General features: G+C 62.6%; 12 protein-coding genes. 9 read left to right on the forward strand and 3 right to left on the reverse strand.

Annotated features, from left to right (window positions below; all coding sequences use genetic code 11):
• Positions 1–384: 384 nt before the first annotated feature.
• Both rpsT and mutM read right to left on the reverse strand, forming a co-directional pair.
• On the reverse strand, positions 385–651 hold the full coding sequence (gene rpsT / locus ASG68_RS16850; RefSeq protein WP_062603558.1) for a 30S ribosomal protein S20: 267 nt from the start codon (positions 649–651) through the stop codon (positions 385–387).
• Positions 652–853: 202 nt separating this feature from the next.
• The gene (gene mutM / locus ASG68_RS16855) at positions 854–1,744 is read right to left on the reverse strand and encodes a bifunctional DNA-formamidopyrimidine glycosylase/DNA-(apurinic or apyrimidinic site) lyase (protein WP_062582328.1); all 891 of its coding nucleotides are present in this window, start codon (positions 1,742–1,744) and stop codon (positions 854–856) included.
• 217 nt (positions 1,745–1,961) lie between these two features.
• On the opposite strand from mutM, the gene ubiE reads away from it, so the two are divergent.
• The 9 genes from ubiE to coaBC all read left to right on the forward strand — a co-directional run bounded on the left by ubiE (position 1,962) and on the right by coaBC (position 13,444).
• Entirely contained in the window at positions 1,962–2,738 is a 777-nt protein-coding gene (ubiE, locus tag ASG68_RS16860) for a bifunctional demethylmenaquinone methyltransferase/2-methoxy-6-polyprenyl-1,4-benzoquinol methylase UbiE (protein WP_062582452.1), read from the forward strand.
• An 80-nt stretch (positions 2,739–2,818) separates the two neighbouring features.
• Positions 2,819–4,393: a 2-polyprenylphenol 6-hydroxylase gene (ubiB, locus tag ASG68_RS16865; protein WP_062582330.1), complete on the forward strand. Its 1,575-nt coding sequence runs from the start codon at positions 2,819–2,821 to the stop codon at positions 4,391–4,393.
• 130 nt (positions 4,394–4,523) lie between these two features.
• Positions 4,524–4,775, forward strand: a complete 252-nt coding sequence (locus tag ASG68_RS16870; protein ID WP_062582332.1) for a hypothetical protein — start codon at positions 4,524–4,526, stop codon at positions 4,773–4,775.
• Between the two features lie 232 nt (positions 4,776–5,007).
• On the forward strand, positions 5,008–6,261 hold the full coding sequence (locus ASG68_RS16875; protein ID WP_062582334.1) for an efflux RND transporter periplasmic adaptor subunit: 1,254 nt from the start codon (positions 5,008–5,010) through the stop codon (positions 6,259–6,261).
• A gap of 8 nt (positions 6,262–6,269) precedes the next feature.
• On the forward strand, positions 6,270–8,216 hold the full coding sequence (locus ASG68_RS16880; protein WP_062582336.1) for a MacB family efflux pump subunit: 1,947 nt from the start codon (positions 6,270–6,272) through the stop codon (positions 8,214–8,216).
• Positions 8,217–8,427: 211 nt separating this feature from the next.
• A complete protein-coding gene (locus ASG68_RS16890; RefSeq protein ID WP_062582339.1) occupies positions 8,428–8,892 on the forward strand; it encodes a nucleoside deaminase in 465 nt (154 codons plus the stop codon).
• A gap of 143 nt (positions 8,893–9,035) precedes the next feature.
• Positions 9,036–9,596, forward strand: a complete 561-nt coding sequence (locus tag ASG68_RS16895; protein WP_062582341.1) for a biliverdin-producing heme oxygenase — start codon at positions 9,036–9,038, stop codon at positions 9,594–9,596.
• The gene (locus ASG68_RS16900) at positions 9,583–12,144 is read left to right on the forward strand and encodes an HWE histidine kinase domain-containing protein (RefSeq protein ID WP_062582343.1); all 2,562 of its coding nucleotides are present in this window, start codon (positions 9,583–9,585) and stop codon (positions 12,142–12,144) included. The genes ASG68_RS16895 and ASG68_RS16900 overlap by 14 nt, the downstream gene beginning before the upstream one ends.
• 91 nt (positions 12,145–12,235) lie before the next feature.
• The gene (gene coaBC / locus ASG68_RS16905) at positions 12,236–13,444 is read left to right on the forward strand and encodes a bifunctional phosphopantothenoylcysteine decarboxylase/phosphopantothenate--cysteine ligase CoaBC (RefSeq protein ID WP_062582345.1); all 1,209 of its coding nucleotides are present in this window, start codon (positions 12,236–12,238) and stop codon (positions 13,442–13,444) included.
• On the opposite strand, the gene ASG68_RS16910 is transcribed toward coaBC, so the two are convergent.
• Positions 13,427–14,254: a class II glutamine amidotransferase gene (locus ASG68_RS16910; protein WP_062582347.1), complete on the reverse strand. Its 828-nt coding sequence runs from the start codon at positions 14,252–14,254 to the stop codon at positions 13,427–13,429. The genes coaBC and ASG68_RS16910 overlap by 18 nt on opposite strands.
• Between the last annotated feature and the right edge of the window lie 210 nt (positions 14,255–14,464).

Raw genomic sequence — 14,464 nt, forward strand, 5'->3', positions numbered from 1 at the left:
ATCGTGACACAAGATCAATCGCGAATTTTACGGTTTGCGAGAGGTCGGGCGTTGACTCTCATAGCGTGTCCTGCATGGGCGAAAGGTCGCCCGGAGAGAATCGCTTTTGAATCAAGGGCTTTCAATTTTGGGACAGAAGTTAGCTGGCGAAAAACAAAAAAAATAAAAATTCCCTTGACTCGCCACACACCTTAACAGGCCCCTGCTTGTGCACCGCACTCGCTGGGCTCCTCCGACAAGTCATTGTTTTCACGTCAAAATTTATGTCATTGCGGTGACATAATCACGGACGACCGGTTAACCATGCCGGACGCCTGAAGCTTGAATCCGAAAAGCCCGGCTGTAAGGCCGGGCTATCGATTAACGAAAATTTAGTGAGCCGGATTAAGCCGACAGGGCCTTTACGCGGCCGGCCAGGCGGGACACCTTGCGCGATGCCGTGTTGGCATGCAGCACGCCCTTGGTGGCGGCGCGCATCAGTTCCGGCTGGGCTGCCTTCAGGGCTGCCTGGGCCAGTGCCTGATCGCCCGAAGCGATGGCTTCTTCGACCTTGCGGATAAAGCCGCGAACGCGCGAACGGCGGGACTTGTTGACTTCCGTGCGGCGGGCGATCTTGCGGGTCGCTTTTTTCGCCGAAGTTGTATTGGCCATTTGGTGTCTCTCTTCGAAATCTGACAAAAACTCTCTACCGCCGTGCCGGGTCACTGCGACCTGTCGTCCGTGCAAGTAGGGAGCAATATCGGAAAACCTTGGAGCGGCTTTCCAAACTGTGGGCGGCATATAGCCTTAAACATGGCTCCCGTCAACGCGCTATTTTGCAAAACTGGGCGGCGGGAGTCGGCTGTCGGCTAAGCTATTTCTGGCATTCCGGGCAATAGAAGGTCGAGCGCCCCGCCTGCACGACGCGCGCGACAGTGCCGCTGCAGCCCGGCGTGCGGCACGGCTCGCCCTCGCGGTCATAGACCGAGAAGGAATGCTGGAAATAGCCGAGCGTGCCATCGGTCTGGATATGATCGCGCAGCGAGGAGCCGCCGGCTGCAATCGCATCCGCGATCACGGCGCGAATGTCATCAGTCAGGCGCTTCAGCGATGTCTTGGGCTTTCCCTTCGCATCGACCAGCGTGCCGGCCGCGCGCATCGGCGAGAGGCCGGAGCGCCAGAGCGCCTCGCAGACATAGATATTGCCGAGCCCGGCAATGTTCTTCTGGTCGAGCAGGGCGGATTTGAGTGGCTGCGCCTTGCCGGTAAAACGCCGGGCGAGATAATCGGAGTCGAGAACGTTGCCGGTTGGCTCCTCGCCGAGTTCGCGGAAGAAGGCATGGCTCGCCAGTGCCTCGCGCCGGGTCACGTCCATGAAGCCGAAGCGGCGCGGATCGTTGTAGATCACACGCGCCGGACCGTTTGCGGTGTCGAGGTGGAAGATGACATGGTCATGCTTCTCGTCCTTGCCACGCGGATGATGGAAGTCTCCCGGTATCTCGCTGCCAGCGCCTTCCTCGACACGGAACGAACCCGACATGCCGAGATGGGCGATGATCACGTCACCGCCTTCGAGATCAATCAGCAGATATTTTGCCCGCCGACCGAGCGAGAGAATACGGCGACCGGAGACCAGCGCCGAAAAATCGGCGGGAAAGGGAAAGCGCAGGTCCGGCCGGCGCAGCTCAGCCCGCACCAGCAGCGAGCCCTCCATCGCCGGCGTCAGGCCGCGCCTGACGGTTTCCACTTCCGGAAGTTCCGGCATGTCTCATATCCTTTTCATCGGCCGGATGGCATGCGCCATTTGGCAATTCCCTTGGTCGCGCACATATCCTATAGGAGGGCCAGCTTTCCAGCGGGCAAACTTTCCAGCGGTGGCCGGCGGGCGTCAATGTCGCAGGCCAGTCCCGCCGCAGAGATAGCGTGGATCAGGCGAATTCGCTATGGTCGGCCGAAATGAGATCGAACCGGAGTATGTGTTGATGACAGGTGAGCGGACGTCTGCCGATGGCGGCATGGAAACCTCCTACGGTTTTCGCCAAGTTGGCCAGGGTGAAAAGCAGGCGCTCGTCAACGATGTCTTCCACAAGGTCGCCAAGCGCTACGACATCATGAACGACGTCATGTCCATGGGCCTGCACCGGGCCTGGAAGGATGCGATGATCGCGGCGCTCAACCCGCGCCGCTCGGAGGACTACAAGGTCCTCGACGTCGCCGGCGGCACCGGCGATATCGCTTTCCGAATTGTCGAGGCGTCGGACCGCAAGGCGCACGCGACCGTGCTCGATATCAACGGTTCGATGCTCGCCGTCGGCGCCGAGCGCGCCGAGAAGAAGGGCCTCTCGCCCAATCTCACCTTCGTCGAGGCCAATGCCGAGGAGCTTCCGTTCGAGGCCAATTCCTTCGACGCCTATACGATCGCTTTCGGCATCCGCAACGTTCCGCGCATCGATGTGGCGCTTTCCGAAGCCTTACGCGTACTGAAGCGTGGCGGCCGCCTCCTGGTCTTGGAATTCTCCGAGGTCGACATGCCGCTGCTTGACAAGGTCTACGACGCCTGGTCGTTCAACGCGATCCCGCAATTCGGCAAGATGGTCACGGGCGATGCGGAGCCCTACCAGTATCTGGTGGAATCGATCCGCAAATTCCCCAACCAGCGCGATTTCGCCGCCATGATCACCAAGGCCGGCTTCTCTCGCGTCAATTTCACCAATTACACTGGCGGCATCGCGGCCCTCCATTCCGGCTGGAAGATCTGACGCATGATGCCCATTCTCGTGAAGTGCTGTGAGGGGCTTGCCCCGCGCTCAGGCCCAACCCCGTGCTTAGGCAGGGCCTCGTGAGCACGCCCGGCGCCTATGCGCGCCTGATCCGGATCGGGTGGGTGCTGGTGCGCGAAGGCGTGGTCTCCGCACTGCCGTCGGAAAACCTGCCGATGCTGCCGCGCGCCGCGCAGTCCCTTGCCGGCCTGTTTGCCCGCCGACGCGCCAAGAATGAAGATCGCAGCGACCGGCTGGCCCGTGCCATCGAGCGCCTCGGCCCATCCTATGTGAAGATCGGCCAATTCCTCGCCACCCGGCCCGACGTGGTCGGCGCTGAATTTGCGGATGACCTGTCCTTCCTGCAGGATCGCATGGCGACCTTCCCGGTCGAGGAGGCGCGTGCGACTGTCGAAGGCTCGCTCGGCCGGCCCGTCTCGGACCTCTATGTCCAGTTCGGGGAACCGATCGCCGCCGCCTCGATCGCCCAAGTTCATCCGGCCGTGGTGCGCAAAGACGGCATCGACACAAAGGTCGCCGTCAAGGTTATCCGCCCCGGCGTGCGCCAGCGTTTCGCCCATGATCTGGAGGCGATGTTCCTTGTGTCGCGGCTGCAGGAGCGTTTCCTGCCGCATACCCGCCGCCTGCGCCCTGTCGAGGTGACCAAGACGCTGGAGCAGACCACCAAGATCGAGATGGACCTGCGCCTCGAGGCCGCCGCTCTGTCCGAACTCGGTGAAAACTCAGCGGATGATCCCGGCTTCCGGGTGCCGACGGTCGATTGGGAACGCACCGGCCGCGATGTCGTGACGATGGAGTGGATCGACGGCGTCAAGATGTCCGACGTCGAGGGCCTGCGCCGCGCCGGTCACGATCTGAATGCGCTCGCCGATACGCTGATCCAGTCCTTTCTGCGCCATACGCTGCGCGACGGCTTCTTCCACGCCGACATGCACCAGGGCAATCTCTTCGTTGATCCCAGGGGCATGATCGTCGCCGTCGATTTCGGCATTGTCGGCCGTCTCGGAAAAAAGGAGCGGCGGTTCCTGGCCGAAATCCTCTATGGCTTCATCACCCGCGATTATCGCCGCGTGGCCGATGTGCATTTCGAAGCCGGTTACGTGCCCGCCCATCACGATGCCGCGAGCTTCGCCCAGGCGATCCGCGCCATCGGCGAGCCGATCCACGGACAGCCGGCTGAAACCATTTCCATGGCCAAGCTCCTGACGCTGCTGTTCGAGGTGACGCAGCTGTTTGAAATGGAAACGCGGCCGGAACTGGTCATGCTGCAGAAGACCATGGTCGTCGTCGAGGGCGTTGCCCGTACGCTCAATCCGCGCTTCAACATGTGGAAGGCGTCGGAGCCGGTGGTCGGTGGCTGGATTCGCGATAATCTCGGACCGAAGCGCATTGTCGGCGATGTGAAGGAAGCCTTCCACGCTGCCGTCCGCCTCGCGGAAGCAGCCCCCGAGATCGCCGCCAAGACCGAGAAGTTTTCCCGCGAGATCACCGCCATGGCGGAAAACGGCCTGCGCTTCGATGCCGAAACCGCCGAGGCGATCGGCCGCTCGGAAGCCCGCCACGGCCGCTCCGGCCGGGTGGCGCTGTGGGTCATCGCGTTGGCGCTGGTCACCATCGCGTGGAAGCTGTTCTGACGGGGCTAAGCCAGCGATACGTCTCGCCGTCTGCATTGTTCCTTTTGGAACTTCGCAACTCTCCGGATTGTGGGATTGTCTGTCTCAAGGATGAGGCGGGCTCATCCAGCCAATCTGAGGAGAGACGACCATGCGTAAACTGATCATTGCTTCCATCGTTGCCGTTGGCGCGGCTCTTTCGTTCGCAGCACCGTCGCAGGCTGGTGGTTATTACGGCGGCGGCAGCTATTACGGCGGCTACGACAACGTCGATCACTACTACGGTCACAAGCGCCACTATTACAAGAAGCGCCACTACGTCCAGAATTGCTGGATCAAGAAGGTCCGCAAGTACGATTACTACGGCAACCTGGTCGTCAAGCGTATCAGGGTCTGCGATTGATCCGGCCTCCCCGGATGCAAACCCTCGCGAAAACCGGCGGCTCTCCCGCCGGTTTTTTCGTTGTTTCAGCAACGCCGGAAATATCGCGAGCGCTGCGGAAACATTTCGAAACCAGAAAGTGGAAAGATTACAAACATTTCATGCCGCCGGACTTCATTCTGGCGTAGTTGCATCCTAGCTAGATCCTGAACCACGCGGCCCGTTGACCGCCTTTGTTTGAGAGATGCTTGAGATGGCGGATGCCACCCGTAAGATCATTGCCCCGGTCGAGGCCACGGCGGCCGCAACGCCTGAACCCGCCTTCGTGCCGCGAAAGCGCCGGCGGTCGAAAGCACGCTGGCTGGTGCCACTGGTCCTGATCCTTGCGGGTGCGGCCGGCTGGTACGGCTGGTCGACCTATGGCAAGGAAACCGCCGCCGAAACGATCGTCACCGAAAACCCGGTGCGGGGCGATATCGAAAACAGCGTGACCGCGTCCGGCCTCTTGAGCCCGATCAAGGATGTCGATGTCGGCGCCCAGGTCTCGGGCCAGTTGAAAAGCCTCAAGGTCGAGATCGGCGACAGCGTCAAGCAGGGACAGTTGATCGCCGAGATCGACAGTGCCTCTATCGAGACGCAGATCGAGATCGCCGAGGCCGAACTTGCCAATCTACAGGCGCAGATGATCGACAAGGAAGCGCAGGTCGTCCTGTCCTCCGCCAATCTCATCCGCCAGCGCGCACTCGTCGCCAGCAATGGCGCCGCCCAGTCGGCGCTGGACGAGGCTGTGGCCGCCCTTGCCACGGCGGAAGCCAATGTCGATGCGCTGAAGGCCCAGATTCGGAAGCAGCAGGCGACCCTCAAGGACGCCCGCATCAGCCTCGGCTATACCAAGATCTATGCGCCTATGACCGGCACCATCGTCGAGACCTCCGCCAAGGAGGGCCAGACGCTGAATGCCAACCAGACGGCCCCGACCATCGTCACCATCGGCGATCTCTCGACCATGACCGTCGAGGCCGAGGTGTCCGAGGCCGATGTCGGCAAGCTGAAGATCGGCATGAACGCCTATTTCACGCTGCTCGGTCAGCCGGGCAAGCGCTATCCCGGCACGCTCCGCCAGATCAAGCCGACGCCATCGACCGAAAACAATGTCGTGCTCTATTACGCCCTGTTCGATGTGCCCAATCCCGACGGCAACCTGATGATGAACATGACGGCCCAGGTCTTCTTCGTACAGTCTTCGGCTGAAAACGTCCTGACCGTCCCGGCGGCGGCCGTTCACTTCGGTGCGGATGGCAAGTCCGGCGAGGTAACGGTGGTCACGGCATCCGGCGCGCGCGAAACCCGCACCGTGGACACCGGCGTGCGCAACCGTGTCCGCGTCGAGATCACCAGTGGGCTCGACGAAAAGGACGCCGTCGTGGTCGGAACGGGTTCGGCCGACAAGGCCGCGTCGTCCAGCCGCAACAATTCGCGTCGCGGCATGCCGCCGCCGATGTTCTGAGGCGGCCGATGACCCCGCTCATTTCGCTGAAGGATATCCGCAAGACCTTCGTCAACGGCGATGTCGCCGTCGAGGTTCTGCGCGGCGTGTCGCTGGATATCCAGCCGGGTGAATTCGTCGCCATCGTCGGCGCCTCCGGCTCCGGCAAGTCGACGCTGATGAACATTCTCGGCTGCCTCGACACGCCGACCGGCGGCCAGTACCTGCTCGAAGGCGAGAATGTCTCGGATCTCGATCCGGATGAACTCGCCGCCCGCCGCCGCCAATTGTTCGGCTTCGTCTTCCAGAGCTACAATCTGGTGCCGACGGCCAGCGCCCAGGAAAATGTCGAAATCCCCGCCATTTATGCCGGTATGCCGGCGCGGGAGCGGGAGGAGCGGGCCGAAATGCTGCTGCGTTCGCTCAGGCTCGGCGACCGGCTCGACCATCTGCCCAACCAGCTCTCCGGCGGCCAGCAGCAGCGTGTCTCCATCGCCCGCGCCCTGATGAATGGCGGCCAGATCATCCTCGCCGACGAACCGACCGGCGCGCTCGACAGCCAGAGCGGCAAGGAGGTCATGGCGACCCTGCGCGAGATGAACGAGCGCGGCCACACTGTCATCATCATCACCCATGCGCCGGAACTGGCGGAATCGGCCGATCGCGTCATCGAGATCAGCGACGGCCTGATCGTCGCCGATCGCATTCCCGGCAACGTCAGGCGGATCGGCCGGGCAAAGCCGGCGCTGCCGGCAAGGGCCGATGGCAAGGCGGCTATCGTCACCGATGTCGCGGAAGCCGTACGCATGTCTTTCCGGGCGCTGCGGGCCAATCTCTTCCGCACGATCCTGACCCTGCTCGGCATCGTCATCGGTGTCAGTTCCGTCGTCGCCATGCTGGCGATCGGCACGGGCGCGCAGGATTCGGTCCTGAGCCGCATCGCCGCCATGGGCTCGGACCTTCTTGTCGTGCGGCCAAACATGGCCAATTTCCGCGGCGGGGAAGGGGGTAGCATCGTCTCGCTCATTCCCTCCGATGCGGACGCCATCCTCGAATTGCCGAATATCAGCTTCGCGGTTCCGGAAATGTCGAGTTCGCTGACGGCGCGGGCCGGCAATCTCGACACGCAGACGACCGTCAACGGCACGGTGCCGCAATTCCCTCAAGCCAAGTCCTGGGCTGTGGAAGAGGGCGCTTTTCTCGGCAAGGACGACATGGACGCCTATGCCAGCGTGGCGGTCCTCGGCCGCACGGTCGCCGACACCCTGTTTCCGGATGGCGCCGATCCGCTCGGCCAGTATATCTTGATCAAGAACATCCCGTTCCAGGTGATCGGCGTCATGGCGAAGAAGGGGGCGACGGCCGGCGGCAACGATCAGGACGATACGGTGCTGGTGCCGCTCTCCACCGGAAACCTGCGCCTGTTCGGCGCGAGAAACGTCCGTTCCATCACCGTGCAGGTCAAGGATGACAGCGCCATCAACCTGACGCAGGACCAGATTCAGGCCCTGCTCGACACGCGCCACAAGCGGCAGGACACGCAGATCACCAATCTAGCCGCCATCCGCGAGACGTTTACCGAGACTTCCAACATCCTGAAAATCTTCCTAGGCTCGATCGCAGCCATCTCGCTATTGGTCGGCGGCATCGGGGTGATGAACATCATGCTGGTCTCCGTCACCGAACGCACGCGCGAGATCGGCATTCGCATGGCGACCGGCGCGCGCAGCCGCGATATCCTCACCCAGTTTATTGTCGAGGCTCTGGTCGTCTCCGCCCTCGGCGGCCTGATCGGTGTCGGGCTGGGGTTGAGTATCGGCGGCATCGCCAAGGCCTTCGGCATCGCCGTCAGCTTCGCCCCAGGCCCCGTCATCCTCGCCTTCGGCAGCGCCTTCCTCACCGGCCTCGTCTTCGGCTACCTGCCTGCCTACAACGCCTCCCGCCTGCAGCCGGCTGTGGCGCTGGCATCGACGTGATCGGTGGGTTTGCGAAAGCCATGCTGCCCGTGATTGCCCTTCACCCTAACCTCTCCCTGCTTGCGGGAGAGGGGATGACAGAGCTTGCGGCACGGTCCTTCTCCCCGTCAAACGGGGAGAAGGTGGCCGACAGGCCGGATGAGGGGCAAACCAAAGTTGACGCCGCAAACCCCTCGGGTCCACACTCTCCGGAAAAATAGGAGAACAACCCATGTCAGACGATGATCGTTTCATGACGCAGGCCATTGCGCTGGCGCGCGAGAATGTCCGTCACGGTGGCCGGCCGTTCGGCGCTGTGCTGGTGATGGATGGCGAGGTCGTCGCAACCGGCGTGAACGGCGTGATGGAAACTCATGATCCGACGTCGCATGCCGAACTGGTGGCCGTGCGGATCGCCTCCCACAAGCGACAGTCGCCGATCCTCAAGGGTGCGAAAATGTATGCGAGCGGCCATCCCTGTCCCATGTGCCTTGCCGCCATGCGCATCGCCGGGATTACCGACATCGCCTATGCCTATTCCAACGAGGATGGCACGCCCTATGGCCTGACCTCGGCGCCGCTCTATGCCGATCTCAGGAAGCCGCTCGCCGAACAGCAGATGACCTTTACCTACCAGCCGGTGCGGCCGGCGGAAGAAGAGGATATCTACGAACTCTGGAAGCATATGCAGGGTTAAACGTTTGGTTCCCTTGGGACGTCCATCCGCCTTGTCTTTTCGCATGAAAAATTATCAACTGCCGGAACTTTCTGCTTTTGGGCGCGTTTCGCGCCTTATCTGCAAACCTGACTGTTGATTTCTTGCGTATCCGGAAACCCTCTATGCCCGATCGGTCCCGCCGAACTCTCCTGCGCGAAAGCACGTCTGAAGCGCATGCCTCCCTCGACCGCATGGTCGGGTCCTTCGACAGTCCGGCGAGTTATGGCCGATATCTGCAGGGCATTGCGACCTTTCGTGAAGCCGTCGAACGCAAGCTCGGTTCCACCGCCTGGCCATCGCCCTTCGCCGCCTGGCAGGCGGAGATGTTTTCCGGTCTGATCGCCGATGACCTGCAGGATCTGGAGGTGACGCCGCAGGCGCCGCTCGACCCGCCGGATATCGAGAGTGGACCGGAGGAGTTTCTCGGCATGCTCTATGTGCTGGAAGGCTCGGCGCTGGGATCTCGTGTGCTCTACAAGCGTGCCCAGGCGCTCGGGTTCGACGCGGATTTCGGTGCCCGGCATCTGGCCGTCCAGTCCCGCCGCAGCGACCGCTGGCAGGATTTCCTGGCACTTCTGGAAAATGCCGAAGCGATCGACATGGATCGGGTCGCCAGCGCCTCGCGGGTCACATTCGAGAAGGCCGAGCAGGCGTTCCGTCAGGTTTCTCATGAACCAGCGTGAGGTCAATCAGGCGGGCGCGGTCAACCTGACCAACTGCGACCGCGAACCCATCCATATTCCCGGCAGCATCCAGTCGCACGGATGCATGATCGCGTGCGACGCGCGTGCCGCGACCGTCCTGCGCCATTCCGCCAATGCGGCCGCCATTCTCGACTTGGCGGGCGAGATCAACGGCCTGTCTCTGGAGGCTGTGGTCGGGGCGGAGGCTGTGCACACGCTGCGCAATGCGCTCGCGACCATCGGCGAAGGGATGCGGCCGGCGCTTCTTCCCGGGTTGCAGTTGCCAGCGGGAACATTCGACGTTTCCATCCATATCTTCCGCTCCATCGTCATCATCGAGTTCGAAGCGGCCGTCAGTGGGCAGCCGCTACAGCTTGCCCGCAGTCTGATCGGCCGGATCAGCGATATCGACGATACCGACAAGCTGGTGCGCCAGTCCGCCCGGTTGATCCGCGGAATGTTGGAATACGACCGCGTCATGGTCTACCGGTTCGAACAGGATGGATCCGGCAAGGTCGTGGCAGAGGCCAAGCGCGCCGATCTGGAAAGCTTCCTCGGCCAGTATTTTCCGGCGAGCGACATCCCGCAGCAGGCCCGCATCCTCTACCTCAAGAATACCATCCGCATCATCGGCGATGCCAGCGGCGAGCGCATTCCGATCGTGCCGGTCTTCGATGTATCCGGGGAGGCGCTGGACCTGTCGCTGGCGCATCTGCGCAGCGTCTCGCCGATCCATTGCGAATACCTGCGCAACATGGGCGTCGCGGCCTCCATGTCGATTTCGGTGATCGTCGATGGCGCGCTCTGGGGCCTGATCGCCTGCCACCACTATCAGCCGCGTATTCTCTCCATGGCCGAGCGCATCGCCGCCGAAATGTTCGGTGAGTTCTTCTCGCTGCACATGGCCTCGTTGAAGCAGAAGCGGAAACTGGAAGCCGCCACACGGGCGCGCGAATCGCTTGACCGCTTCCTGCGCCTCGCCGCCCATCATGCCGATATCGCCCAGTTGCTGACGGAGCACCTGCAGGATTTCACCTCCCTGATGCCCTGTGACGGGATCGGTCTCTGGATGAACGATTCGTGGAGCGCCGTCGGCTCGGTGCCGCCTGCCTCGGCCATTCCCGGGCTGGTGCGTCTTGTCGGTTCCATGACCGAAGGCGGGATATGGGCAACCCATGCCCTGTCCCAGCGCCTGCCGGAGGCGGAGGCGTTCTACGCGGTTACCGCCGGGGTACTGGCCATTCCATTGGCGCAGACGCGAAACGAATATCTGTTCTTCTTCCGCAAGGAACTTGTGCAGACCCTCAATTGGGCGGGAAATCCCGACAAGACCTATACCAGCGGCCCCTTGGGTGACCGTCTGACACCACGCGAAAGCTTCGCCATCTGGAAGCAGATCGTCCATCAGCAGGCCCAGCCCTGGACGGACGCGGACCGGGAGATCGCCGAGGTCACGCGGGCAGCGCTCGTCGAGGTCGGCTTGCGCCACAGCGAATTGATGGCGGAGGAGCGCAGCCGCGCCGATGTCCGCCAGCGCATGCTTAACGAGGAACTGAACCACCGGGTGAAAAACATCCTGGCGCTGATCAAGTCCCTCGTCGGCCAACCGCTGCAGGATGGCCGCAATCTGACCGACTATGTCGCCTCGCTGAAAGGCCGTATCCAGGCCCTGTCCTTTGCCCATGATCAGGTCGTGCGCGGCGATGGCGGCGGTCTGCTGCGCGATCTGCTGGAGGCGGAACTGAGCCCCTACCGGCAACCGGCCGTGTCGATCGCCTTTTCCGGCCCGCCGGTCCTGCTGAACTCGCGTGCCTTCTCGGTGATGGCTCTCGTGCTTCATGAACTGGCGACCAACGCCGCGAAATATGGCGCGCTCTCGCGTCCCGGCGGCCGTCTCGACGTCTCCTGGTCGCTGACCCCGGTTGGCGACTGTGACCTCTCGTGGCGGGAAACGGGCGGTCCCCACGTATTTCCGCCGTCGCGAACCGGTTTCGGCACGGCACTGATTGATCGCAGTGTGCCCTATGATCTCGATGGTCGCAGCGAAGTGAGCTATGGCCGCGAAGGAGTCACCGCCCGGTTCCTGCTGCCCGCCAAGCATATCTCGCTGGCCGAGCAGGAATCGCCGGTGGTATTGGGCCTTGCCGGCACCATGGAATCATCCGGCCGCGCCTTGTCGGAAGATCTGAAGGTATTGCTGGTCGAGGACCAGATGCTGATTGCGCTCGATGTCGAAAGCATGCTTGCCGATCATGGAATTTCCGATGTCATTACGTCGGCTTCCGCGGCCGATGCGCTCGCCCGGCTTGCGGATTTCACGCCCGACGTCGCGATCCTCGACGTCAATCTTGGAGATGGAACCTCGCTGATCGTCGCACGGGAGCTGACAATACGCGGCGTGCCCTTCCTCTTTGCCACCGGCTACGGCAAGAGCGAGATGATCCCGCCGGACTTCGCCTCGGTGCCGGTCATCCGCAAACCCTATGATGCCTCATCCCTGGTCTCGACCATGAGGAAGCTCGTGGGCGAGGGCGGCAGCCCTGCATGAGACGACTGGGTTCGATGGGCCGATTGCCTCGTCGCTGTCGGTCAAGTAGGGTCCGGCCGATTGGGCGGACGCCTGCCGGGACGGAATTGACATGATACTTCAGGGAAAACGCATTCTCCTCATCATTTCCGGCGGCATCGCGGCCTACAAGAGCCTCGATCTCATCCGCCGTTTGCGGGAGCGCGGCGCCTCGGTGCGCCCGGTGATGACGGCGGGCGCTCAGGCCTTCGTCACGCCGCTTGCCGTCGGCGCGCTGGCCGCTGACAAGGTCTTTACCGACCTGTTTTCCCGCGAGGACGAGCAGGATGTCGGCCATATCCGGCTGGCGCGCGATTGCGATCTGGTGCTGATCGCACCGGCAACCGCCGACCTCATGGCCAAGATGGCAAACGGCCTGGCTGACGATCTCGCCTCCACCATCCTGCTGGCGACCGACCGTCCGGTGCTGGTCGCGCCCGCCATGAATCCGAAAATGTGGTGGCATCCGGCCACTTGCCGCAATCACGCAACGCTTGTCGCCGATGGCATCCGCTTCGTCGGCCCGGCTTCCGGCGAAATGGCCGAAAGCGGCGAAAAGGGTGAAGGCCGAATGGCCGAGCCGCTCGATATCGTCGCCGCCGTCGAGGATGTGCTCGACCCATCATCGAAGCCGCTGCTCGGCCGCAAGGCCATCGTCACCTCCGGCCCGACCCACGAGCCCATCGATCCCGTGCGCTACATCGCCAATCGCTCGAGCGGCAAGCAGGGCCATGCGATTGCCGGCGAACTTGCCCGGCTCGGTGCCGATGTCACGCTGGTCTCCGGCCCGGTCACCATCCCCGATCCGAAGGGTGTGCGTGTCGTCCGCGTGGAGCGGGCCGAGGAAATGCGGGATGCGGTTCTCGCCGCCCTTCCGGCCGATATAGCCGTCATGGTGGCGGCCGTCGCTGACTGGCGCGTCGCGAGCGCCGCCGGCAACAAGATCAAGAAGCAGCCCGGCGAAGCCCCACCGCCGCTTCAACTCACCGAAAATCCGGATATCCTGAAAACTGTCGGCCATCATGCCCAGCGCCCGGCGCTGGTCGTTGGCTTTGCCGCCGAAACCCAGGATGTCGCCGAAAACGGCCGCGCGAAACTGGAGCGCAAGGGCGCGGATTACATCGTCGCCAACGATGTCTCTCCGCAGACCGGCATCATGGGCGGAGACCGCAATACGGTGAAGATCATCGGAAAATCCGGCGACGAGGACTGGCCGGATATGGATAAGCAGGCGGTCGCCGAAAAGCTCGCTCTGCTGATCTCCTCACATTTTGCGGGATGACATCCGGCCCATCGGAACCGCTGCGGGCGATACACCCTGCGTTCCGAACAGCCGGACATCGACGCCGTTTTCTCCAACGATGACAGCCGTGCCATCGGGTATTTCGACCCAGGCATTGTCGTCGTCGTTCAGAGGTTCGGAAACGAGGCAATAGCCGCCGCTCGGCCCCATCGGCGCAGCGTAGAGTGTCGGCGCCTTCCAGTCGGAGGCATAGCGCACGGCATAGAGATCGTGCCCGTCGGACAGGGCGGCGGTGAAGCGGACGAGGACCTTGCGTTCCAGATGCTCGGCCAGCCGTTCGACAAAGGCGATCGTTTCGGCAAGCGCGCCGAGCGGATCATGCTCCAGCCCGAATTGCAGCGCCAGCAGGAACAGCAGTTCGCTGTCTGTCGAGCCGGTGCGTGACGTGTAGAGGTCGTTGTCGAGCATCGCCTCCATCGGGCGACGCAGATGGTCGAAATCTCCGATCTGGCCGTTGTGCATGAAGGACCAGCGGCCATGCACGAAGGGATGGCAATTGTCCCGCCGCGTGCCGCCGCCGGTCGCGGCGCGGACATGGGCGAGAAACAGCGGGGAACGGATCTGCCGGGCAATGCTTTTCAGGTTGCAATCGGACCAGGCGGGAAGGATGTCGCGGTAACGGCCGGGTTCCGGATGGTCGCCATACCAGGCGATGCCGAATCCGTCACCATTCGTCGCGGTCTTGGCGCGGGTCGCGCAATGGGATTGCTCGATCAACGAATGCGCCGGCGACGAGACCAGTTCTTCCAGATAAAGCGGCTCTCCGCGATAGGCTGCCCAGCGGCACATGAAGCATACTCCGGATCGCGGGGATGGCCCGCCTTGATGGTTCGTTAACCATGATGGAACCGATCATTCGGCGCAACATGGTAAAAATGCGTTAACGAAAGGCGCTTTTCTACATTTTCACGGTCAATCTAGCCCCCTTTTAGCTTGGCTATCTGTTTCAGTCGGAACAGGCGACATGAGTTTCGAACAAATATTCCATATTGACAAAGT

Origin of the sequence: Rhizobium sp. Leaf453, from assembly GCF_001425605.1 — a bacterium.
Lineage (GTDB): Bacteria > Pseudomonadota > Alphaproteobacteria > Rhizobiales > Rhizobiaceae > Pararhizobium.